Annotated in this window: 18 protein-coding genes; 3 read left to right on the top strand and 15 right to left on the bottom strand. The window is 72.4% G+C overall.

The window, feature by feature from the left end; genetic code table 11:
• Positions 1–8: 8 nt before the first annotated feature.
• Both treY and glgX read right to left on the bottom strand, forming a co-directional pair.
• On the bottom strand, positions 9–2,450 hold the full coding sequence (treY, locus tag OHA86_RS08265) for a malto-oligosyltrehalose synthase (RefSeq protein ID WP_329173751.1): 2,442 nt from the start codon (positions 2,448–2,450) through the stop codon (positions 9–11).
• A gap of 220 nt (positions 2,451–2,670) precedes the next feature.
• The gene (glgX, locus tag OHA86_RS08260) at positions 2,671–4,809 is read right to left on the bottom strand and encodes a glycogen debranching protein GlgX (protein WP_329173747.1); all 2,139 of its coding nucleotides are present in this window, start codon (positions 4,807–4,809) and stop codon (positions 2,671–2,673) included.
• A 259-nt stretch (positions 4,810–5,068) separates the two neighbouring features.
• On the opposite strand from glgX, the gene OHA86_RS08255 reads away from it, so the two are divergent.
• Positions 5,069–6,307, top strand: a complete 1,239-nt coding sequence (locus tag OHA86_RS08255) for an SAV2148 family HEPN domain-containing protein (protein WP_329173745.1) — start codon at positions 5,069–5,071, stop codon at positions 6,305–6,307.
• 100 nt (positions 6,308–6,407) lie between these two features.
• Positions 6,408–7,112 (top strand): exonuclease domain-containing protein, encoded by a 705-nt coding sequence (locus OHA86_RS08250; protein ID WP_329173743.1) that lies wholly within the window; start codon positions 6,408–6,410, stop codon positions 7,110–7,112.
• A 37-nt stretch (positions 7,113–7,149) separates the two neighbouring features.
• Here OHA86_RS08250 and OHA86_RS08245 read toward each other — a convergent pair whose 3' ends face one another.
• Positions 7,150–8,013, bottom strand: a complete 864-nt coding sequence (locus tag OHA86_RS08245; RefSeq protein ID WP_329173741.1) for an aminoglycoside phosphotransferase family protein — start codon at positions 8,011–8,013, stop codon at positions 7,150–7,152.
• Positions 8,014–8,268: 255 nt separating this feature from the next.
• Here OHA86_RS08245 and OHA86_RS08240 point away from each other — a divergent pair, with 255 nt between their 5' ends.
• Entirely contained in the window at positions 8,269–8,535 is a 267-nt protein-coding gene (locus tag OHA86_RS08240) for an STAS domain-containing protein (protein ID WP_329173739.1), read from the top strand.
• On the opposite strand, the gene OHA86_RS08235 is transcribed toward OHA86_RS08240, so the two are convergent.
• From OHA86_RS08235 to OHA86_RS08180, 12 genes are all read right to left on the bottom strand, one after another.
• On the bottom strand, positions 8,437–9,483 hold the full coding sequence (locus tag OHA86_RS08235; protein WP_329173737.1) for a sigma-70 family RNA polymerase sigma factor: 1,047 nt from the start codon (positions 9,481–9,483) through the stop codon (positions 8,437–8,439). The genes OHA86_RS08240 and OHA86_RS08235 overlap by 99 nt on opposite strands.
• Positions 9,484–9,563: 80 nt before the next feature.
• The gene (locus OHA86_RS08230; protein ID WP_329173735.1) at positions 9,564–11,807 is read right to left on the bottom strand and encodes an MMPL family transporter; all 2,244 of its coding nucleotides are present in this window, start codon (positions 11,805–11,807) and stop codon (positions 9,564–9,566) included.
• A gap of 256 nt (positions 11,808–12,063) precedes the next feature.
• Positions 12,064–12,819 carry a sirohydrochlorin chelatase gene (locus OHA86_RS08225; RefSeq protein ID WP_329182302.1) on the bottom strand — a complete coding sequence of 252 codons (756 nt, stop codon included), beginning with the start codon at positions 12,817–12,819 and terminating at the stop codon, positions 12,064–12,066.
• Positions 12,820–12,833: 14 nt separating this feature from the next.
• Positions 12,834–13,799 carry an ABC transporter permease gene (locus OHA86_RS08220; RefSeq protein WP_329173733.1) on the bottom strand — a complete coding sequence of 322 codons (966 nt, stop codon included), beginning with the start codon at positions 13,797–13,799 and terminating at the stop codon, positions 12,834–12,836.
• On the bottom strand, positions 13,786–14,589 hold the full coding sequence (locus tag OHA86_RS08215) for an ABC transporter ATP-binding protein (protein ID WP_329173731.1): 804 nt from the start codon (positions 14,587–14,589) through the stop codon (positions 13,786–13,788). The genes OHA86_RS08220 and OHA86_RS08215 overlap by 14 nt, the downstream gene beginning before the upstream one ends.
• Positions 14,590–14,648: 59 nt before the next feature.
• Positions 14,649–15,737, bottom strand: coding sequence for an aliphatic sulfonate ABC transporter substrate-binding protein (locus OHA86_RS08210; protein ID WP_443071668.1), 1,089 nt, complete (start codon positions 15,735–15,737; stop codon positions 14,649–14,651).
• Between the two features lie 295 nt (positions 15,738–16,032).
• Entirely contained in the window at positions 16,033–17,385 is a 1,353-nt protein-coding gene (locus OHA86_RS08205; RefSeq protein WP_329173727.1) for a sulfate adenylyltransferase subunit 1, read from the bottom strand.
• 2 nt (positions 17,386–17,387) lie between these two features.
• Positions 17,388–18,323, bottom strand: a complete 936-nt coding sequence (gene cysD / locus OHA86_RS08200; protein ID WP_329173725.1) for a sulfate adenylyltransferase subunit CysD — start codon at positions 18,321–18,323, stop codon at positions 17,388–17,390.
• On the bottom strand, positions 18,320–18,859 hold the full coding sequence (cysC, locus tag OHA86_RS08195) for an adenylyl-sulfate kinase (RefSeq protein WP_329182300.1): 540 nt from the start codon (positions 18,857–18,859) through the stop codon (positions 18,320–18,322). Before cysC ends, cysD begins: the two co-directional genes overlap by 4 nt.
• Before the next feature lie 26 nt (positions 18,860–18,885).
• Positions 18,886–19,590: a phosphoadenylyl-sulfate reductase gene (locus tag OHA86_RS08190; RefSeq protein ID WP_329173723.1), complete on the bottom strand. Its 705-nt coding sequence runs from the start codon at positions 19,588–19,590 to the stop codon at positions 18,886–18,888.
• Positions 19,587–19,766 (bottom strand): hypothetical protein, encoded by a 180-nt coding sequence (locus OHA86_RS08185; RefSeq protein ID WP_329173721.1) that lies wholly within the window; start codon positions 19,764–19,766, stop codon positions 19,587–19,589. The genes OHA86_RS08190 and OHA86_RS08185 overlap by 4 nt, the downstream gene beginning before the upstream one ends.
• Positions 19,763–21,484: a nitrite/sulfite reductase gene (locus OHA86_RS08180; protein ID WP_329173719.1), complete on the bottom strand. Its 1,722-nt coding sequence runs from the start codon at positions 21,482–21,484 to the stop codon at positions 19,763–19,765. Before OHA86_RS08180 ends, OHA86_RS08185 begins: the two co-directional genes overlap by 4 nt.
• Between the last annotated feature and the right edge of the window lie 16 nt (positions 21,485–21,500).

The raw sequence follows: 21,500 nt of genomic DNA, 5'->3' as shown, positions 1-21,500 counted from the left end.
GGCAGTGCTCAGCGGGTGAGCAGCGCCACCGGGGAGTCCGCGAACAGCTCGGCCAGCGGCACCTTGCCGCTGTACGTGCCGCCGCCGAGCCGGTTGCGCCACTGCCCCGGCGGCAGCGGCAGTACGGTCTCCCGCCAGCCGCCCGCCTGCTCAAGGCGCCGGGACAGCCGGGTCACCGCGGTCAGCGCGCCGCCGCCGCGTACGAAGGCGACACAATGGTCCGCGGCCGGGCCGTCGGCCGCCAGCGGGTCGTACGCGCCCGCCGGGCCGTACCACTGCGGGTGGTCCCTGCGCAGCCGCAGCGCCACCGCGGTCAGCCGCAGCTTGGCCTCGTCGGCGTCGCGCGGGAGCCCGCCGGACAGCAGGCCGTCGAGCGTGCCGTCGACCCCGAAGCGCTGGGTGCCGCCGACCGGGCCGGTCATCGGGGCCCGGTTGTCCGGGTCGACCAGCGTGTGCACCGGGAACTCGGTGCCCTGGTAGACGTCGGGCACCCCCGGCATCGTCAGGTGCAGCAGGGCCGCGCCCAGCGCGTTGGCGGTGGCGTACGGCTCCAGGCGCCCGGCGAATTCGCTGACGTCGTAGACCTGTACCCCGCACGGGCCGCCGTCGACGAAGTCGGTGACCGCCTTCTCGTACGCCTCGTCCTGCTCGGTCCAGGTGGTGCGCAGCCCGGCCTCCCGTACCGCCTTGAGCACCGCGGGCACCAGCCGGTCCGGGTGGCAGAAGCCCAGGCCGACGCCGGTCTGATAAGCGGTGTACTGCGCCTGCCGGTCCGGTGCGGGCGGGCAGCCGACCTGGGCCTCGCGAGCCTCGCGCCGCTCCATCCAGTCCTGCCACTCCTCGGGCAGCTCCGACAGCACCGCGAGCCGCAGCCGCAGGTCGGCGCTGCGCTTGGTGTCGTGGGTGGACAGCACCGTGCCCGTGGTGGGCCGGTCGCGCTGGATCCCGGCGCAGTAGGCGTGGAATTCCGCCGGCGCGGTGGCCGGCCGCCCCGGGTCGCGGCCGACCTCGCACAGCGAGAGCAGCGGGGTGTAGCGGTAGAAGGCGGCGTCCTCGACGGACTTGGCGTGCAGGGCCGAGGCGACCTGCGCGAAGCGCGCCGTGAAGTCGCCGGCGTCCGCGCCGGTGCCCGCCGCGGGGCGGGCCAGCGCCAGGTCGCGCAGGAAGTCCAGGGCGCCGCCGAGTGCCGGGTTCGCCGCGCCGGCGTCCTGCGCCGCCCGCTCCAGCATCGCCTCGTCCGCGGGGGCGGCGGGACCGCCGGGCGGTACGTACGGGCGGTAGACCGGCACCCGCACCAGCAGCTCGCGGATCGCGTCGTCCAGCACGTCGGGGCCGTACGGGCGGGCTTCGGGGTCGGCGGCCCGTACGCGCTCCGCGGCCCTGCGCAGCCGGGCGACCTCGGCGGCCAGGTCGTGGGTGACCACCCGGTAGGAGGCCCTGCGCACGGTCGGCGCCCACCGGCCGCCGCGGTCGTCGGCGGCGCCGGTGTAGTCCCGGTGGAAGGCGTCGAGGGAGGCGGCGCCCGCCGGGTCGGTGAACAGCCCGTCGATCCGGTCGAGCGCGTCGTAGCCGGTGGTGCCCGCGCACGCCCAGTCCGCGGGCAGCGGCTCGTCGCGCTGGAGGATCTTCTCCACCACCGTCCAGCGCCCGCCGCTCGCCTCGGCCAGCTGCCGCAGATAGCCCGCCGGGTCCGCGAGGCCGTCCGGGTGATCGATCCGCAGCCCGTCGGCCACACCGTCGCGCAGCAGCCGCAGCACGGTGGCGTGGGTGGCCGCGAAGACCTCGGGCCGCTCGACCCGCACCGCGATCAGGTCGGAGATGGTGAAGAAGCGGCGGTAGTTCAGCTCGGTACGGGCGGTACGCCAGTACGCGAGCCGGTACCACTGGGCCTCCAGCAGCTCGGGCAGCGGCAGGTCCTCGGTACCGGGGCGCAGCGGGAAGCGGTGGTCGTAGTAGGCCAGCACCGTGCCGCCGGCGGCCTTGTCGTGCACCACCGACAGCTCGTCCAGCACGTCGGGCAGCGGCTCGCCCAGCACCGGCAGCAGCACCTTGCCGTCCAGGGCGGCCCAGTCGATGTCGAACCACTGCGCGTACGCGGAGCCCGGGCCGTCCCGCAGGACGGCCCACAGCGCGCTGTTCAGGTGCTCGGGGGCCGGTACGGCCATGTGGTTGGGGACGATGTCCAGGATCAGCCCGAGGCCGTGGTCCCGGGCGGTACGGGACAGGTCCCGCAGGCCCTGCTCGCCGCCCAGCTCCGCCCGGATCCGGGAGTGGTCCACCACGTCGTAGCCGTGGCCCGAGCCGGGCACCGCTTCCAGCACCGGCGAAAGGTGCAGGTGGCTGACGCCAAGACTCGCCAGGTACGGGACCGCGGCCGCCGCTTGTGCGAACGTGAAGCCGGGCTGCACCTGGATCCGGTAGGTGGCGCTCGGCGCCGGCGTATCGCTCATGCCACTTTCTCTACCCCGGATCCGCCCGACCTGCTCCCGTAGATCGTTCCCGGTCCTTCCCCGGGTGGGGGGCTGGTCGCGCCCTGATGGTCTGCCTCCGCGGGAGAGGGTGCCCGGAAGGGGCGCGGGGAACGGCGCGGCCGGCCGCGACGGTGCGGCGAGCGCGAAGGCCGCCGCCAGCGGCGACCCCTCGCGGGTCCCCGGGCGCGCGGCCCGGGGGTCAGTCCGCCGGTCGCTGCAGGACCACCATGCTGCGGTCGGCCAGCAGGATCCGGTCACCGGCCGCGACCCGCTCCCCCGCGCCCGGGGGCACGCCCTCCGGACGCTCCGTGTCGACGATGAGCTGCCACTCCTTGCCGTGGTTGGCCGGGACCAGGAATTCCTGGGCCTTGGGCGCGGCGTTGAACATCAGCAGGAAGGAGTCGTCGGTGACCGGCTCGCCCCGCGGGCCCGGCTCGGAGATGGCGTTGCCGTTGAGGAAGACCACCAGCGAGCGGGCGGACGCGGCCTGCCACTCGCGCTGCGTCATCTCACCGCCCTGCGCGGTGAACCACGCGATGTCGGACAGCTCGTCGTGGGTGCCCTCCGCGAGCCGCCCGTGGAAGAACCGGCGGCGCCGGAAGACCGCGTGGTCGCGCCGCAGCCACACCATCGTCCGTACGAACTCGTGCATCCGGTGCGCGTCGTCGGCCTCCTCGCCGGTGCCCCGCTTGCCCGGCCAGCCGATCCAGGCGATCTCGTTGTCCTGGCAGTAGACGTTGTTGTTGCCGCCCTGGCTGCGGCCGAACTCGTCGCCGTGGGAGAGCATCGGGACGCCCTGCGAGAGCATCAGCGTCGCGATGAAATTCCGCATCTGCCGCTGCCGCAGCGCCTTGACCTGCCGGTCGTCGGTGGGGCCTTCGGCCCCGCAGTTCCAGGAGCGGTTGAAGCCCTCGCCGTCCCTGTTGCCCTCGCCGTTGGCCTCGTTGTGCTTGTCGTTGTACGACACCAGGTCGCGCAGGGTGAAGCCGTCGTGGCAGGTCACGAAGTTGATGGAGGCCAGCGGGCGGCGGCCGTCGTCCTGGTAGAGGTCGGAGGAGCCGGTGAGCCGGGAGCCGAACTCGGCCAGCGTCGCGCTCTCGCCGCGCCACAGGTCGCGTACGGTGTCGCGGAATTTGCCGTTCCACTCGGTCCACAGCGGCGGGAAATTGCCGACCTGGTAGCCGCCCTCGCCGACGTCCCACGGCTCGGCGATCAGCTTGACCTGGGAGACCACCGGGTCCTGCTGGACCAGGTCGAAGAACGACGACAGCCGGTCCACCTCGTGGAACTGCCGGGCCAGGGTGGCGGCGAGGTCGAAGCGGAAGCCGTCGACGTGCATCTCGGTGACCCAGTAGCGCAGGCTGTCCATGATCATCTGGAGCACGTGCGGGCTGCGCATCAGCAGCGAGTTGCCGGTGCCCGTGGTGTCGGTGTAATAGCGCTTGTCGCCGCCGAGCCGGTAGTAGGAGGCGTTGTCCAGGCCGCGCAGCGACAGCGTCGGACCCAGGTGGCTGCCCTCGGCGGTGTGGTTGTAGACCACGTCGAGGATCACCTCGATGCCGGCCCGGTGCAGCGCGCGTACCGCCGTCTTGAATTCCAGCACCTGCTGCCCGCGGTCGCCCAGCGAGGCGTACGCGTGGTGCGGCGCGAAGAATCCGATGGTGTTGTAGCCCCAGTAGTTCGCGAGCCCGGCGTCCACCAGCCGGTGGTCCTGGATGAACTGGTGCACCGGCATCAGTTCCAGCGTCGTCACGCCGAGTTCCACCAGATGGCTGATCACCGACGGGTGCGCGAGGGCCGCGTAGGTGCCGCGGATCTCCTCGGGCAGGCCGGGGTGGGTCATCGTCAGGCCCTTGACGTGGGCCTCGTAGATGACGGTGCGGTGGTAGTCGATGCGCGGTGCCCGGTCGTCGGCCCAGTCGAAGTACGGGTTGACCACGACGGAGGTCATGGTGTGCGGGGCGGAGTCCAGGTCGTTGCGCGAGTCGGGCTGGCCGAAGCGGTAGCCGTAGACCGACTCGTCCCAGTCGATGTCGCCGCTCATCGCCTTGGCGTAGGGGTCGAGCAGCAGCTTCGCCGAGTTGCAGCGGTGCCCGCGGGCCGGGTCGTAGGGGCCGTGCACCCGGAAGCCGTACCGCTGTCCCGGCATCACTCCCGGCAGGTAGGCGTGCCGGACGAAGGCGTCGGCCTCGCGCAGTTCGATCGCCGTCTCGGAACCGTCGTCGTGCAGCAGACACAGTTCGATCCGTGAGGCCACCTCGGAGAAGACGGCGAAGTTGGTGCCGGCGCCGTCGAAGGTGGCGCCGAGGGGGTAGGACTGACCCGGCCAGACTTGCATGTCGAGACTCTTCCACTCCTGACCGGGCGGTGGGGGCCGGTCACCCGGTCCGCGCACCCGGCGCATCCATTGCCGAAGGTTGCCGAACGGTCATCCTCCCATCCGGTTCCATCCGAGGGTGACACAGCCACAACCGGCTGCGACCGTACGAGTGATGGGGTTGTCCGGTAGTAGTCAAGTAGGGTCGATACTGCTGCGACAGCCCCCGCACCGCAGTACCCTTCCTTGATCGTGGACGGGGGTGGGAGGCGGTGAAGTGGTGACGTCCGGAGGTCTGATGCTCCCGGGAGGCGGTGAGCAGGGTGACCAGCACGACACCACTGTGGAGGGGACGCCGGGCGCGGTCACCCTCGCCCAGCCCATGGAGATCGGGACGGAGCTGGACTGGGACGCCGACGCCTGGGCCGAGGTCCGCACCCGCGCCCGCAGGGCCGGCCGCGCCTACGTCTGGCTGAACCTCGTCGAGCAGCGGCTGCGTGCCGTCGTCAACGCGGTGCTGCGCCCGATCTACGAACCCGTCCACGGCGAGGAGTGGGTGGTCGCCGCCGCGGGCCCGGCCGGCCACGAATGGGTCCAGCGGGCCGTCGCCGTACGGGAGGTGAGCCGCCGCAAGGGCTTCCTGCTCGACCCCGCCGACGACAATGTGCTGAGCTTCCTGACGCTGCCGCAGCTGCGGGAGCTGGTCGTCCAGCACTGGCCGTGCTTCGAGCCGTACTTCGACGACCGCCGGGACCTCGAACTCGCCCTGGACGAGCTGGAGGTCACCCGCCATGTGGTCTCCCGCAACCGCGCGCTGTCCCGCACGGTCCTGGACCAGGCGGAACGCGCCTGTGCGCGGCTGCTCGAAATGCTCGGCGCGGGCCACGCCCGTACCGCGGCGCAGCGGCTGCCGGTCGACGCCATCGAGGAACTCGTCGCCGACCGCTTCTCCGACGTCATCGGCGTCTACGCCGACCGGGTGCGGTTGCAGCGCCAACTGCCCGTCGAGGACCTCTTCGCCGGGGCCAGGCGGCTGGACGCGGTCGGCATCGGGCTGAACCTGCTGGTGCAGAACTACTCGGGGCGGCGGCTGATCCGGCTGGCCGAGGCCGGCTGCCGGGTGCGGCTGCTGTTCCTCAACCCGGCCAGCAGCGCCGTCCGCCGCCGGGAGCGCGAACTCGGGCTCGGGCGCGGCGAGATGAGCCGTTCGGTGGAGATGAACATCATGCACATGCGGCGGGTGCGGGCCCGGCTGCGCGACCCGGGCGCCTTCGAGATCCAGGTCTTCGACGAGACGCCGCGCTTCACCGCCTACCTGGTCGACGGCGACAGCGGCGAGGGGCTCGCGGTCGTCCAGTCGTATCTGCGCAGGGCCCGCGGCATGGAGGTGCCGGTGATGGTGCTGCGCGGCGGGTCGCGGCGGGTCGTCGCCGACGACCGGCCCGCCGAGGGCGGGCTCTTCGAGGTCTACCGCGAGGAGTTCGAGGGCATCTGGACCGACGCCCGGCCGGTTTCCTGACCCGCGCCGGCCGCGCGCGGGGCGCGGCGGGAGTGTCAGTGGTGCGCGCGATGATGGCAGGGCACACGGGGGAACACGGGGTGTCGGAAGGGGACTCGCCATGGCATGGCACGAGGATCTGCTGGTCGGTTTCGATCTGGAGACCACGGGAACGGATCCGCGGCAGGCGCGGATCGTGACCGCCGCGATCACCGAGGTGAAGGACGGTCAGCCGGTACGGCACCGGACCTGGCTCGCCGATCCCGGAGTGCCGATACCGGCCGAGACCACCGCCATCCACGGCGTCAGCACCGCCCGCGCCGCCGCCGAGGGCCGCCCGGCGCCCGAGGTGGTGGCCGAGATCGCCGACGCGGTGCGCGGCTACTGGGCGGCGCAGGTGCCGGTGGTCGTCTACAACGCGCCCTTCGATCTCAGCCTGCTGGACGCCGAGTTGCGCCGTTACGCGCTGCCGCCGCTGGTCGCCCCCGGCGGGCGCCCGGGCCCGGTGGTCGACCCGCTGGTCATCGACCGGGCGCTGGACAAGTACCGGCGCGGCAAGCGCACCCTGGAGGCGGCCTGCGCCGTCTACGGCGTGGTGCTCGACGGGGCCCATGACGCGGGCGCCGACGCGCTGGCCGCGGTCCGGGTGGCCCGCGCGCTCGCCGCCCGCTTCCCCGAGGCCGGCGACGCCGACCTGTGGGACCTGCACACCGCGCAGGGCGGCTGGTTCGCCGCGTGGGCGGAGGACTTCACCGCCTGGTTGCGCCGGCAGGACGCGGCAGCCGCGCCGATACGGCCGGACTGGCCGCTCCAGCGGGCCGCGTGACGGGCGCGCAGGCGGGTCCTGCCGGTCCCCCGAGCGGTCAGAAGGAGTACCAGCGGACCGTGGTGTCGCCCGAGCGCAGCGACGCCACCCGGCGGCGGAATTCGCTGCGGGCGGCCGGGTTGGCCGCCGCCTGCTGGGCGACCCAGGCGCAGCCCGCCGTCTCCCGCGCCCCGCGCAGCACCTCGCAGCCCTCCCACGCGGCGACGTCCCAGCCGTAGGCGTCGGTGAAGGCCGTGTAGGCGGCCGACGGCACCCCGTAGCGGTCCCGGCTGAGGGTCTGGACGACGAGGTCGTGCTCGCGAAGGTCGGAGGAGAAGGTCTCCAGGTCCACCAGGACCGGACCGTCCGGGCCGATGTGCACATTGCGGGGGAGCGCGTCGCCGTGGATCGGGCCGCGCGGCAGATGCGGCACCAGGTCGGTGACCGCCTCGGCCAGCCGGTCCTTGCGGGTCCGCAGGAAGGCCGCGTCGGCCGGGTCGATCGCGTCGCCCGCCAGCCGCAGCCAGCGCTCGACGCCGCCGAGCAGATCGCGTGGCGGCAGCCCGAAGTCCGGCTCCGGCAGGGCGTGCACCAGCCGCAGCAGCGGGGCGACATCGGCGGGCTCGGCGGGCCGCAGCGACTCGGGCAGCCGCTGCCAGTAGGTGATCGGGTGGCCCTCGACCAGCCGCACCTCGGACTCGGCGGAGCGCACGGCGGGCACGTCGTGCTTGGCGAGCCAGTCGGCGGTGCGCACCTCGCGGCGGGCGCGGTCCAGCAGGTCGGCGCCGCGGCCGACCTTGATCACCAGCCGGCCGGCCGCGAAGACCGCGTTCTCCCCGAAGGAGAGCAGGTCGGCCGACGGGTGACCGGCGGCCTCCAGGACCGCCTGTGCCCGCTCCTGCGTGAACACCGCTTCCGCCATGCCCCCACCCCTCCGATGTCCGCCGGCCGGGGTCGGCAGCCCGCCGCCCTGCCGTCCCGCCTGCCCGCATATGCCGCTGTCATCGCCGTTGCGTGCGGACAACGGCAAGTGTCCCACTGGTGCGCCCCCGATTCGCGCCTGGCGTGCCGCCAACCCGTTCCGAATACGTACCCCGGTGAGCGATGACTTCGCACCGGCGGGGAGGTCGGTATCTGCGAAGCCCGATTCTCCCGCGGGCCGGGACAAGGAGGTCAGGTGGTCGCGTCTGCCCCCGGTCATGAGAACACCGCAGGTCAGGCCGGCCGGACGGCGGTCAGCGTGGACGCGGCCGGGCTGCCCGCCACGACCGCGGCCCTCGGCGCACTGGCCCGGCTGCGGCTCGCCGCCCGCCGGGCCGGATACCGGGTGCGGCTGTGCGGTGCGTCACCCGGACTGCGGGCGCTGGTCGAACTGGCCGGGCTCGGCCGGGAGTTCGAGTGGGAGCCCGAAGAGCGGGAAGAGCCGGAGCGGGTCGTGGAATGACGTCATCGTGCTGATCCGCACGCCCGAGGTCTCGATCACCTGTAGCGCGAACGCCCGGAAGCCGCCGCCGGGCGCCGGGCGGTACTGCGCGAAGCCCGGCAGTCCGCTGGCCGCGACCGGCACCATCCGCGAGCCCGCGCAGCCGGCGCCGACGGTCGCCATGAACGCGCGTATGTCGTCGTGGCCGCGCACCCACATCGGATACGGCGGCATGTTGAGCACCGCGTCCTCGTGCAGCAGGGTGGTCAGCGACTCCAGGTCGTACCGCTCGAAGGCGTCGACGTAGCGGGCCAGCAGCGCCTCCCGCTCCTCGTCGAGCGCGGTGTCGCGCGCCGCCGTGTCGGCGGACGCGCCGGCCTCCGCCAGCGTAGCCCTGGCCCGTTGCAGCGCGCTGTTCACCGACGGCACGGTGGTCTCCAGCAGCTCCGCGGTCTCGCTGGCCTTCCAGGCCAGTACCTCGCGCAGGATCAGCACCGCCCGCTGCCTCGGCGGCAGGTGCTGGAGCGCGGCGACGAAGGCCAGCCGGACGGTCTCCCGGGAGACCACCACATCGGCCGGGTCGCCGGCCTCGGGCACCACCCGGCCGTCCGGTGCGGGCTCCACCCACATCCCCTCCGACGTCGGGTCCGGCAGCACCGCGTCGGCGTGCGAGGCGGGCGACAGGTCCATCGGCCTGGCCCGGCGCCTGCCGGCGTTGAGGCTGTCCATGCACACGTTGGTGGCGATGCGGTACAGCCAGGACCGCAGGGAGGAGCGGCCCTCGAACCGGTCGGCGGCGCGCCAGGCGCGTACCAGCGTCTCCTGGACCGCGTCCTCCGCCTCGAAGGCCGAGCCGAGCATCCGGTAGCAGTAACCGGTCAGCTCGGTCCTGTGCCGCTCAAGGCCGCGCTCGACCTCCGCGGCGCCCGTCACCGCCGTCCCGCTCGCGCTGCTCTCCCGTACGGTCATGTCCTCCACCGTAGCCGCGGCCACTGACAGTGCCCCCGTACCGAACGGCACGGGGGCACAGCGCAGGGGAGAGGGCCAGGTCAGACGCGGTCGGGCAGCTGCTCGGCCGGGTGCGGCACGGCGGCCGGGGGCGGCGGCAGGGCCGACTCGTCGTGGGTGAGGTCGGGCAGCCGGTGCATCCAGCGCGGCAGGTACCAGTTCCGGTCGCCCAGCAGCGTCATCACCGCGGGCAGCAGCACCCCGCGGATCACGGTGGCGTCGATCAGCACCGCGAAGGCCAGGCCGACTCCCATCTGCTTCATGCTCTGCATCGACAGGGTGCCGAAGATCGCGAACACGGCGACCATGATCACGGCGGCGCTGGTGACGACGCCCGCGGTGGTGGTGATGCCGTGCTCGATGGCGCCCTTGGTGGCCAGGCCGCGCATCCTGGCCTCACGGATCCGGGAGACCACGAAGACGTGGTAGTCCATGCTCAGCCCGAACAGGATCACGAACAGGAACAGCGGCAGCCACGCCACCACCGCGCCGGTGCCGTGCGCCCCCACCAGCGAGGCGCCCCAGCCGTGCTGGAAGACCGCGGTGAGGATGCCGTAGGCGGCGCCCACCGACAGCAGGTTCAGCACGATCGAGGTCAGCGCGATGGTCAGCGACCGGAAGGACAGCAGCATCAGCAGGAAGGCGAAGACGGTCACGAAGGCGAAGACCGGCGGCACACTGCTGGTGATCTTGTGGGTGAAGTCCATCGACCCCGCCGTCTCACCGGTGACCGGCGCCTGGAGCCCCGGGACCTTGCCGAGCGTGTCGGGGCGTACGTGGTCGCGCAGCACGGTGACGTTCGCCTCGGCCTTGGCGCGGTCGCTGCCGCCCGCCAGCGGTACGTCGATCCTGGCGATGTTCTGCGCGCTGTGGACCGTGACGGCCACCGGGCCCTTGCTCGCGCCGGAGGAGACCGCCTCGGCGCGGAAGTCGGCGATGGCCTGCTTCACCGCGGGCGCGTTGATGTCGTCGGCCTTGACCACCACGTGGGCCGGGTCGGGGCCGCCGGGGAAGGCGGTGTTGATGTGGTCGTAGGTCTGGATGATCGGCAGCCCGTCACCCAGCTCCTGCTGCATGGACAGGTTCGCGGTCTTCATGCCGAACGCGGGCAGGGCCAGCGCCAGCAGCGCGCCGCCGGCGATGACGGTGGCCGCCTTGGGGTGGCGCAGCACGGGTCCCAGCACGGACCGCCAGAAGCGGCTGTTGCCGGGCGCCGCGGGACGGCCGCCGGCCTGCCGCCTGCGCCGGTTCAGGAACGGGATACGGCCCTTCTCGACCCGGTGGCCGAGCAGCGAGAGCAGCGCGGGCAGCACCGTGACGGAGCCGAACATCGCGATGGCGACCACGATCATCGTGGCCACACCCATGGCCTTGAAGTCGCCGATGCCGGTGAAGAGCATGCCCGCCATGGCCACGATCACGGTGATGCCGGAGATCAGGATCGCCCGGCCCGAGGTGGCGGCGGCGATCCGCAGCGCGGTGTCCGCGTCGTGCCCCGCGGCCCGCTCCTCGCGTTCGCGGCGCAGGTAGAACAGGCAGTAGTCGACGCCGACCGCGAGGCCCACCAGCAGCATCACCGAGTTGGCGGTGTCGCTCATCGGCACCAGGTGGCTGACCACCGCCACCACACCGCCCGCCGCGACGAAGGCCGTCATCGCCAGCGCCACCGGCAGCAGCGCCGCGACCAGCGCGCCGAACGCGATCAGCAGGATGCCCAGCGCCAGCGGCACCGCGGAGAACTCGGCGGTCTGGAAGTCGCTGCCGAAGGCGTCGTTGAGCACCTTCTCGGAACTGGCGTCGCCGAACTCCTCGACCCGCAGGTCGGGATGCCGCGCCTGGACCTGCTCGACCTTGTCCATCACCGGGTCTATCCGGTCGGCCGCGGTCTTCTCGTCACCGAGCATGTCGAACCGCACCAGCGCGGAACGCCCGTCGGGGGAGATCGACTTCGTGTCGTACGGGGAGGTGACCGCGGTGACCTTCCCCGACTCCTTGACCGCGCTCATCACCTCGCCGACCACGGTACGGAAAGCCGGGTCGGTGGCGTGGCCCGCGCCCTTGGCCTGGACGAGCACCATCTCGCTCGCCGGCGGCTTGAGCCCCGCGTCGTCGTTGATCGTGGCGGCCTGGCTGACCTCGCCCGACATCGACTTGTCCTGGTCGACGTCGACCCGGCCGGCCGCCTGGCCGACGAATACCGCGAGGATGACGAAGAGCAGCCAGCCGCCCACCGCGGCCCACCGGTGCCGGGCGCTCCAGCTGCCCATCGATGCCGCGATTCCCATCCTGCTGCCGTGTGCGCGTGCGCGACTCACGGTGTCCCCCTTGTAAGGATCGTCTCGGGTGGCGGCGCCGGGCCGCTCCTTCCACAGACGACGTTAGGTGCGCCGGGACCACCGACCCATCCGGCCTGCTGGTGACTTCCCGGCGGGCCATCTCCCCCTCAGGGGTGGGGACAACCCCACCATCGCGCGGTGGGTGCCCCTTACACGCGAGACCGCGAAGGCCCAGGCCACACCCGGTGCGGGCGGCTTCGGCGGGTCAGGCGGACAGCAGCTGCCGGGCGTCGGACAGCAGCGCCCGGTCGTAGCGGCGCAGCAGCAGCTCGGCCACTTCCGGGGCCGCTCCCAGCACCGGCGCCAGCAGGTCCGCGCCCGCCTCCCGGGCGCCCCGGGCGATCCGGTCGGGCAGGAAACCGGGCGCGATCACGTACGGGGCCACGGCGATCCGCCGGACGCCCTCGGCGCGCAGCGCCCTGACCGCGTCCTCGGTGCGCGGCAGGGCCGCGGAGGCGAACGCGGGCCGCACCGCGTACCAGCCGCTGCGCCGCCACTCGCGCGCGACCGCCGCGATCACCGCGCCGGCCTCCGGGTCGGAGGAGCCGGCCGAGGCGAGCACGACGCCGGTCGAGGAGCGGTCTGCGGGCCGCAGCCCGGCCTCGGACAGCCGGCGCTCCAGCGCGGCCGTCAGCAGCGGGGAGGGGCCGAGCACCTCGGCGGTGCGCAGCCGCAGCGACGGCAGCCCCGCGGTGGACTCGCGCAGCACCGCGGGGATGTCGGTCTTGGCGTGGAAGGCCCGGGTCAGCAGCAGCGGCAGCGCCACCGCGTCCCGTACGCCGTCGGCCGCCAGCCGGCTGACGGCGTACGGCACCGAGGGCGCGGTGAAGTCCAGGAAGGCGGTGTCCACCCGCAGCCCCGGCCTGGCCGCCGCGACCCGCCGCGTCAGGGCGTGCACGGTCGCGGCGTGCCGCGGGTCGCGCGAGCCGTGCGCGATGACGAGCAGCGCCGGCGCGGGCAGGCCGGGGCGCACGGTCACTGGCTCTGCGCGGTCAGTCCGCGGGAGCGCAGCACCCAGCGCTCCAGCGGGCTGAAGATCACCTGGTCGATGGCGATACCGACGAAGAGGATCAGCAGGATGCCCAGGAACACGCCCGCCATGTCGGAGCCCTCCCGCATGTTCTCCAGGTAGCGGCCGAGCCCCACGCCCAGGTCGGGCGAGGACGCGATCAGCTCGGCGGCCATCAGCGACCGCCAGGAGAAGGCCCAGCCCTGCTTCAGGCCCGCCACATAGCCGGGCAGTGCGGCGGGCAGCAGGATGAACCAGGCGCCGCGCAGCCCGGTCGCGCCGATGGTGCGGCCGGCCCGCAGATACAGCGGCGGCACCTGGTCGATGCCGGCCACCAGGCCGTTGGCGATGGACGGCACCGCGCCGAGCAGGATCACCGCGTACATCGTGGAGTTGTTCAGGCCGAGCCAGATCACCGCGGCCGGCACCCAGGCGACCGACGGCAGCGACTGGAGGCCGGACAGGATCGGGCCGATCGCCGCCCGGATCAGCGGCACCCGGGCCACCACCAGGCCCAGCGGGGTGCCGATGACCAGCGCGGCCAGGAAGCCGAGCAGGCCGTGCGAGACGCTGGTCCAGATGATGGAGAACAGGTCGCCGGCATTCCACCGGTCCACCAGCTCCTGGCCGACCGCCGAAGGGCTGGGCAGCTTGGTGCGGTCGGCGAGCTTGGCCCACACCGCGAGCTGCCACACCACCAGCACCAGCAGCACCGCCACGATCGGCGGCAGCACCTTCTTGACCAGGACCTGTCCCACCGGCGCCCGCTTGACGGTCACCGCGTCCAGCGCGTCGAGGCCCGCTTCGAGGCCCGACAGGTCGTGCCGGTCCCGGGCGGCGCCCGCCGCACGGTCCTTGCCGGGCGACGGGGCGCCGCCGGGGCCGCCGGGCGCGTCGGCGTCCTGCACACCGGAGGTCTCAGTGCTGGCCATGACGGCGGATCTCCCCACGCAGTTCTTCGGTGATCTCTACGGACAGGTCCGCCACGGCCGCGTCCTCGATCCGGCGCGGCTGCGGTATGTCGATGGTCCACTCGCGGTTGATCCGGCCGGGCCGGGAGGACAGCAGCACGACCCGCTCGGCCAGCCGCACCGCCTCGCGCACGTTGTGCGTCACGAACAGCACCGACAGGTCGGTCTCCGACCAGATCCGGGTCAGCTCGTCGTGCAGGACGTCCCGGGTGATCGCGTCGAGCGCGGCGAACGGCTCGTCCATCAGGAGCAGTTGGCTGTCCTGGGCCAGCGCCCTGGCCAGCGCGACGCGCTGCCGCATACCGCCGGACAGCTCGTGCACCCGCTTGCCGTACGCCCCGCCGAGCCGCACCAGCGACAGCAGCTTCTCGGCCTCGGGGCGGCGCTCCTCGCGCGGCACGCCGCGCAGCCGCAGCGCCAGTTCGATGTTCTTGCCCGCGGTCAGCCACGGGAAGAGGGCGTGCTCCTGGAACATCAGGGCCGGCCGGCCGCCGGGAGCGTCGATGCTCCCGGCGGACGGCTTGTCGAGCCCCGCGACCAGATTCAGCAGCGTCGACTTGCCGCAGCCCGAGGCGCCCAGGAGGCAGACGAACTCGCCCGGCCGGACATCGAGCGTGATGTCGTCCAGCACGAGCTGCTGGGCGCCGGGCCTGCCGAACGCCTTCGACACATGGTCGAGCCTGGCCGCGTACGCGGCGCTTTCCGCGCCCTGCGCGGCGGCACTGGCGAGAGTGTCGGCCATGGATGTCACCTCCTGGGGGTTACTCGGGTCGACTGCTGGTCAAGGCTGCTGCTGTTGCCGCCGTGCGCTTACTGGGTGCCCAGACCCGCCGCGTCGACCGCCGGCTGCCCCTGGGCCTTCAGCACCTTGTTGAGCAGCGTCAGGTCGTAGATGCCGTCCAGCTTCGGCGCCTTGAGCAGGCCCGCGGACACCGCGTGCTCGGCCTCGGACTTGGCGGTCGCGGCCAGCGGGTCGTCCAGCACCTGGATGGACTTCCACGCCGGGTCCAGGACGGCGGCGGGCAGCGCCTTCTGGGTCAGCCGCTCCAGCTCGGAGTTCGCGTCGGCCTTCGCCTTGTCGGAGTTGGCCTTGATCCACGCGTTGGTCTTCACAGAACCGCGCAGCACCGCCTCGACGACATCGGGGTGGGCGGACAGGAACTTCTGCGACACGATCACGTTGGTGATCACGAACTGGTTGTTCGGCCACAGCGTGTTCTCGTCGAGCAGCACCTTGGCACCCTCGCTGACCAGCTTCGAGGCGGTGGGCTCCGGCACCCACGCACCGTCGATGGAGCCGTTCTTGTACGCGTCGGGGGTGATCTTGTTGTCGGTGCGCACCACCGACACGTCGCCCTTGCCGCTCTGCGCGTCGACCTTCCAGCCCTGCGTCTTGATCCAGTTCAGCAGCGCCACGTCCTGCGTGTTGCCGAGCTGCGGGGTGGCGATCTTCTTGCCCTTGACGTCGGCCAGGGTCTTGATCTTCTTCGGGTTGACCACCAGCTTCACGCCGCCCGAGGCGGAGCCCGAGATGATCTTCAGGCTGGTGCCGCCCGACTTGGTGTAGCCGTTGATCGAGGGGGAGGGGCCGATCCAGCCGATGTCTATCGCCCCGGCGTTCAGCGCCTCGATCTCGGCGGGTCCCGCGTTGAAGGTGGCTTCCTTGATCTTGGTGTCGCCCAGCTCCTGCTGGAAGAACCCCTCCTTGAGCCCGACCAGAGCGGTGGCGTGGGTCAGGTTGGGGAAGTAGCCGATCTTCACCTCGTCGGCGGACAGCTTCGCGGCGGTCGCGGAACCGCTGGGCGCGGTGGTCGCCTTGGTGTCGTCGTCCGACTTCTTGTCGGAGCCGTAGCTGCAGGCGGCGAGAGCGCCGAAGAGGAGCGGCAGGGTGGCAGCCACGGCGATAAGTCTGTACGCGGGACGGTGTTGCGCAGACACGGGTGTGTCCTCTCGTAAGGCCCGGCGTGTCGCGCGCTAGGGCGCGGCCGGAGTTTCGTCAGGTCTTCGAAGGCGGTGCATCGTGACGCGCGGAGCGCGACAGGGGCGTACGACGGCGGCCGCGGTCGTACCGCGGGCCGCCGGCTTCAGGGTCAGCGCACACATCGCGCCACCCCGCCCGTACCCGAGCCGAGCGAGCCGCTGCCGACGCGCCCGCCCTCCTTCGCGAATCCCGAAAAGGCTTCCTGAGCCATGATCAGAAGTCCCATCCCTCGTCATCGGCCGCGCCGGCGGGCGCCGCCGGGGGTTCCGCGAACGCCTCGCCCGCCATGCCGGCCGTCAGCGTCGTGCCGTCCGCGGGGTCGATCAGCAGAAAAGCGCCGGTGAGCCGCGCCTCCGCGTAGGTGTCGATCGGCAGCGGTTCTGCGGTGCGCAGCTGCACCGCGCCGATGTCGTTGACCTCCAGCGCCACCGGGTCGTTCTCGTGCGCCAGGCCGTGCGACAGGTCGATCCGGTACGGCAGCGCCTTGACGATCGCCTTCACCGTCCGGGTGGCGTGCTTGAGCAGCACCCGCTCGCCGATCCGCAGCGGCCGCTCGTGCAGATGGCACACCGTGGCCCGTACGTCCTGCGTCACCGGGGGCAGCGAACCCGACGGCGCGATCAGGTCGCCGCGCGAGACGTCCAGGTCGTCGGTCAGCCGCACGGTGACCGACTGCGGCGCCCACGCGGTGTCCACGCTGCGGCCCAGCGCGTCGATGCCGGAGATGGTGGTGGTACGCCCCGAGGGCAGTACGGTCACCGCTTCGCCGACCCGCAGCAGGCCGGACGCGATCTGGCCGGCGTAGCCGCGGTAGTCGGGGTGCTCCGCGGTCTGCGGCCTGATCACGTACTGCACGGGGAAGCGCGCGGGGCAGTCGGTCAGGTCGTGGCTGACCGGGACCGTCTCCAGGTGTTCGAGCACCGTCGGGCCGCCGTACCAGTCCATGTTCGCCGACGGCTCCACCACGTTGTCGCCGGTCAGCGCGGAGATCGGGATCGCGGTGATCTCCGGGACGCCGAGCGAGGCCGCGTAGGCGGTGAACTCCTCGGCGATGGCGGCGAAGACCGGCTCGGCGTACTCCACCAGGTCCATCTTGTTGACCGCCAGCACCACGTGCGGCACCCGCAGCAGCGCCGCGACCGCGGCATGCCTGCGGGTCTGCTCGACCACGCCGTTGCGGGCGTCCACCAGCACCACGGCAAGCTCCGCGGTCGAGGCGCCCGTCACCATGTTCCGCGTGTACTGCACATGGCCGGGCGTGTCGGCCAGGATGAACCGGCGCCGCGCGGTGGCGAAGTAACGGTACGCCACATCGATGGTGATGCCCTGCTCCCGCTCGGCCCGCAGGCCGTCGGTGAGCAGCGCGAGGTCGGGCGTCTCCTGGCCGCGGCCCAGCGACACCCGCTCGACCGCCTCCAGTTGGTCGCTGAGCACCGACTTGGAGTCGTGCAGCAGCCGGCCCACCAGGGTGGACTTGCCGTCGTCCACGGAACCGGCGGTGGCGAACCGCAGCAGGGTGGTCGCCGACAGCTGTTCTGCGGTCAGCGGGCTCGTGGTGCTGGTCATGGTTAGAAGTACCCCTCGCGCTTGCGGTCCTCCATGGCCGCCTCCGACATCTTGTCGTCGGCGCGGGTGGCACCCCGTTCGGTCAGCCGGGACGCGGCGATCTCGGTGATGACCGCGTCCAGCGTGGTCGCGGCGGAATCGACCGCGCCGGTGCAGGACATGTCGCCGACCGTGCGGTAGCGCACCATCCGGGTCTGCACCGGCTCACCGGCCTTGGGGCCGCCCCACTCGCCCGCGGTCAGCCACATGCCGCCGCGGTTGAAGACCTCACGCTCGTGCGCGAAGTAGATCTCCGGCAGCTCGATCGCCTCCCGGGCGATGTACTGCCACACGTCCAGCTCGGTCCAGTTGGACAGCGGGAAGACCCGGACGTGCTCGCCGGGCGCGTGCCGGCCGTTGTAGAGCTGCCACAGCTCGGGGCGCTGCCGGCGCGGGTCCCACTGGGAGAACTCGTCGCGCAGCGAGAAGACCCGCTCCTTGGCCCTGGCCTTCTCCTCGTCGCGCCGCCCGCCGCCGAAGACCGCGTCGAAGCGGTGCGCGGAGATCGCCTCGGTCAGCGGCACGGTCTGGAGCGGATTGCGCAGCCCGTCGGGCCGCTCGCGCAGCCGCCCGTCGTCGATGTAGTCCTGCACCTTGGCGACATGCAGCCGCAGGCCGTGCTCGGCGACCGTACGGTCGCGCAGGTCCAGCACCTCGGGGAAGTTGTGCCCGGTGTCCACGTGCAGCAGCGAGAACGGCACCGCCGCCGGCGCGAACGCCTTGAGCGCCAGGTGCAGCATGACGATCGAGTCCTTGCCGCCGGAGAAGAGGACCACCGGCCGCTCGAACTCGCCCGCCACCTCGCGGAAGATGTGCACCGCCTCGGACTCCAGCGCGTCCAGGTGCGTCAGCGCGTACGGGCTGTCCTGCTGTGCGGCGTGCGTGACGGTCGCGGTCATATCGTCAGGCCCCTCTCGGTCAGCAGCGCGTGCACCGCTGCGGCGGACTGTTCCACCGTGCTGCCCTGCGTCTCGATCCGCAGATCGGGACTGTCCGGGACCTCGTACGGGTCGTCCACCCCGGTCAGACCGGTCAGTTCACCGGCCGCCTGCCGGGCGTACAGGCCTTTCACGTCGCGCACCGAGCACACGTCGACCGGGGTGGCCACGTGGACCTCCACATAACCGGTGCCGTGCGCCTGGTGGCGCTTGCGCACCGCCTCGCGGCTGTCGGTGTACGGCGCGATGACCGGCACCAGCACCAGCACCCCGTGGGAGGCCAGCAGTTCGGCGACGAAGCCGATCCGCTGCACATTGGTGTGCCGGTCCTCGCGGGTGAATCCCAGGCCCGCGGACAGGAATTCGCGGATCTCGTCGCCGTCCAGCACCTCGACCCGGCGGCCCGCCGCCCGCAGCGTGTCCGCCAGCGCCAGGGCGATGGTGGTCTTGCCCGCGCTCGGCAGCCCGGTGAGCCATACGGTGGCGCCGGCGGTCATCGGGGTCTCCTGCTCCTGGGGTGCCGTCACTGGTGGATACCGCACTCGGTCTTGCCGAGCCCCGCCCAGCGGCCGGCGCGGGCGTCCTCGCCCTCCAGCACCCGGCGGGTGCAGGGCGCGCAGCCGACGGAGGCGTAACCGTCCGTCAGCAGCGGGTTGGTGAGCACACCGTGCTCGGCGACGTAGGCCTCCACGTCCGCCTGCGTCCAGCGGGCGATCGGGGCGATCTTGACCTTCTGCCGCCTGGCGTCCCAGCTGACGACCGGGGTGTTCGCGCGGGTCGGCGACTCGTCCCTGCGCAGTCCCGTCGCCCAGGCGTCGTAGCCGGACAGGCCCTCTTCGAGCGGGGCGACCTTGCGCAGCGCGCAGCACCGGTCGGGGTCGCGGTCGTGCAGCTTCGGCCCGTACTGCGCGTCCTGCTCGGCGACGCTCTGCCGCGGGGTGAGGGTGATGACGTTGACGTCCATCACCGCCGCGACCGCGTCCCGGGTGCCGATGGTCTCCGGGAAGTGGTAGCCGGTGTCCAGGAAGACCACGTCCACCCCGGGCAGCGCGCGCGAGGCGAGGTGCGCCACGACGGCGTCCTCCATCGAGGACGTCACGCACCAGCGCGGCCCGAAGGTGCCGGCGGCCCAGCGCAGGATGTCGAGCGCGGACGCCTCCTCCAGGTCGCGGCCCGCCTCCTGCGCCAGCTGTTCCAGGTCCTGGGTCGTATACGGTGCGGTGGTCACGAAGCGCCTCCCTGCGGAGAGTCGGCGGCCGGCCTCCTGGCCAGCAGCCCGAGGAACTTCAACTGGAATGCCCGGCTGCACGCCCGGCATTCCCAGGCGCCATGGCCTTCCTCGGACGGACGCAGATCCTCGTCCCCGCAGTAGGGGCAGTAGAACGGGGCGGCTCGCTCGGTCATGACAGCGCCTCCTCCGAGGCCCGCGCCGCCCACTGGGCGAACCGCTCGCCGTCGGTGCGCTCGGCCTGGAAGCGGGTGAGCACCCGCTCGACGTAGTCGGGGAGTTCGGCCGCGGTGACCTTCAGGCCGCGCACCTTGCGGCCGAAGCCGGGCTCAAGGCCGAGGCTGCCGCCCAGGTGCACCTGGAAGCCCTCGGTCTGCTCGCCGTCGGGGCCGGTGACCAGCTGGCCCTTGAGGCCGATGTCGGCGGTCTGGATCCGGGCGCAGGAATTCGGGCAGCCGTTGACGTTGATGCCGATCGGCTCGTCGAAGTCCGGGAGCCTGCGCTCCAGTTCGTCGATCAGGGACGCGCCGCGCGCCTTGGTCTCGACGATCGCGAGCTTGCAGAACTCGATGCCGGTGCAGGCCATCGTGCCGCGCCGGAAGGGCGAGGGGCGGACCTGGAGGTCGAGCGATTCCAGGCCGGCCACCAGCGACTCGATCCTGGACTCCTCGACGTCCAGCACCAGCATCTTCTGGTCGGTGGTGGTACGCAGCCGGTCGGAGCCGTGGTCCGCGGCCAGTTCGGAGATCTTCGTCAGGGTGGCGCCGTCGATCCGGCCGACCCGGGGGGCGAAGCCGACGTAGTAGCGGCCGTCCTTCTGCAGGTGCACCCCGACGTGGTCGCGCCACTGCTGCCGCGGCAGTTCGGGAGCCGGGCCGTCGATCAGCTCCCGCTTGAGGTACTCGTCCTGGAGCACCTGGCGGAACTTCTCCACACCCCAGTCGGCCAGCAGGAACTTCAGCCGGGCGCGCGAGCGCAGCCGCCGGTAGCCGTAGTCGCGGAAGATCCCCACCACGCCGGCCCACACGTCCGGCACCTCGGCCAGCGGCACCCAGGCGCCGAGCCGTTCGCCCAGCCGCGGGTTGGTGGACAGCGCGCCGCCGACCCACAGGTCGAAGCCGGGGCCGTGCTCGGGGTGCCGCACACCGACGAAGGCGATGTCGTTGATCTCGTGCACCACGTCGAGCAGCGGCGAGCCGGAGACCGCGGTCTTGAACTTGCGCGGCAGGTTGGAGAATTCCTTGCTGCCGATGTAGCGGCTCTTGATCTCGTCGACCGCCGGGGTGCCGTCGATGATCTCGTCCGCGGCGATACCGGCCACCGGGGAGCCGAGGATCGTCCGCGGGGTGTCGCCGCAGGCCTCGGTGGTGGACAGGCCCACCGACTCCAGGCGGCGCCAGATCTCCGGCACGTCTTCGATACGGATCCAGTGGTACTGCACGTTCTGCCGGTCGGTGATGTCGGCGGTGCCGCGGGCGAACTCCTGCGAGATCTCGCCGATCACCCGCAGCTGCGCCACCGTGAGGCGGCCGCCGTCGATCCTGACCCGCATCATGAAGTAGCGGTCGTCCAGCTCCTCGGGCTCCAGGATCGCGGTCCGGCCGCCGTCGATGCCGGGGCGGCGCTGGGTGTAGAGCCCCCACCAGCGCATCCGGCCGCGCAGGTCGGCGCCGTCGATGGAGTCGAATCCCGCTTTGGAGTAGATCGTCTCAATGCGCGTCCGGACGTTGAGACCGTCGTCGTCCTTCTTCGTCTGCTCGTTGGCATTGAGCGGCGTGAAGTGGCCCTTGGCCCACTGGCCTTCACCGCGGTGCCGGCTCGTCTTGCGACGGGCGGGCGCGGACCTGGGCGTACCCCCGGCCGGCTGCTGGGGGGTCTCGGGGCTGGATGCCATGGCGATGCGTCCTTCT

The organism is Streptomyces sp. NBC_01477 (genome assembly GCF_036227245.1).
In the GTDB taxonomy this organism is placed as follows: domain Bacteria; phylum Actinomycetota; class Actinomycetes; order Streptomycetales; family Streptomycetaceae; genus Actinacidiphila.
The sequence above is the reverse complement of the archived record's forward strand: the minus strand, read 5'-3'. Positions and strand labels throughout refer to the sequence as shown.

Excerpts from the sequence above, each read along its gene's own strand:
- treY (WP_329173751.1), bottom strand. The coding sequence starts at position 2,450 with ATGAGCGATACGCCGGCGCCGAGCGCCACCTACCGGATCCAGGTGCAG.
- glgX (WP_329173747.1), bottom strand. The coding sequence starts at position 4,809 with ATGCAAGTCTGGCCGGGTCAGTCCTACCCCCTCGGCGCCACCTTCGAC.
- OHA86_RS08250 (WP_329173743.1), top strand. The coding sequence starts at position 6,408 with ATGGCATGGCACGAGGATCTGCTGGTCGGTTTCGATCTGGAGACCACG.
- OHA86_RS08245 (WP_329173741.1), bottom strand. The coding sequence starts at position 8,013 with ATGGCGGAAGCGGTGTTCACGCAGGAGCGGGCACAGGCGGTCCTGGAG.
- OHA86_RS08235 (WP_329173737.1), bottom strand. The coding sequence starts at position 9,483 with ATGACCGTACGGGAGAGCAGCGCGAGCGGGACGGCGGTGACGGGCGCC.
- OHA86_RS08230 (WP_329173735.1), bottom strand. The coding sequence starts at position 11,807 with ATGGGAATCGCGGCATCGATGGGCAGCTGGAGCGCCCGGCACCGGTGG.
- OHA86_RS08220 (WP_329173733.1), bottom strand. The coding sequence starts at position 13,799 with ATGGCCAGCACTGAGACCTCCGGTGTGCAGGACGCCGACGCGCCCGGC.
- OHA86_RS08205 (WP_329173727.1), bottom strand. The coding sequence starts at position 17,385 with ATGACCAGCACCACGAGCCCGCTGACCGCAGAACAGCTGTCGGCGACC.
- cysD (WP_329173725.1), bottom strand. The coding sequence starts at position 18,323 with ATGACCGCGACCGTCACGCACGCCGCACAGCAGGACAGCCCGTACGCG.
- cysC (WP_329182300.1), bottom strand. The coding sequence starts at position 18,859 with ATGACCGCCGGCGCCACCGTATGGCTCACCGGGCTGCCGAGCGCGGGC.
- OHA86_RS08185 (WP_329173721.1), bottom strand. The coding sequence starts at position 19,766 with ATGACCGAGCGAGCCGCCCCGTTCTACTGCCCCTACTGCGGGGACGAG.
- OHA86_RS08180 (WP_329173719.1), bottom strand. The coding sequence starts at position 21,484 with ATGGCATCCAGCCCCGAGACCCCCCAGCAGCCGGCCGGGGGTACGCCC.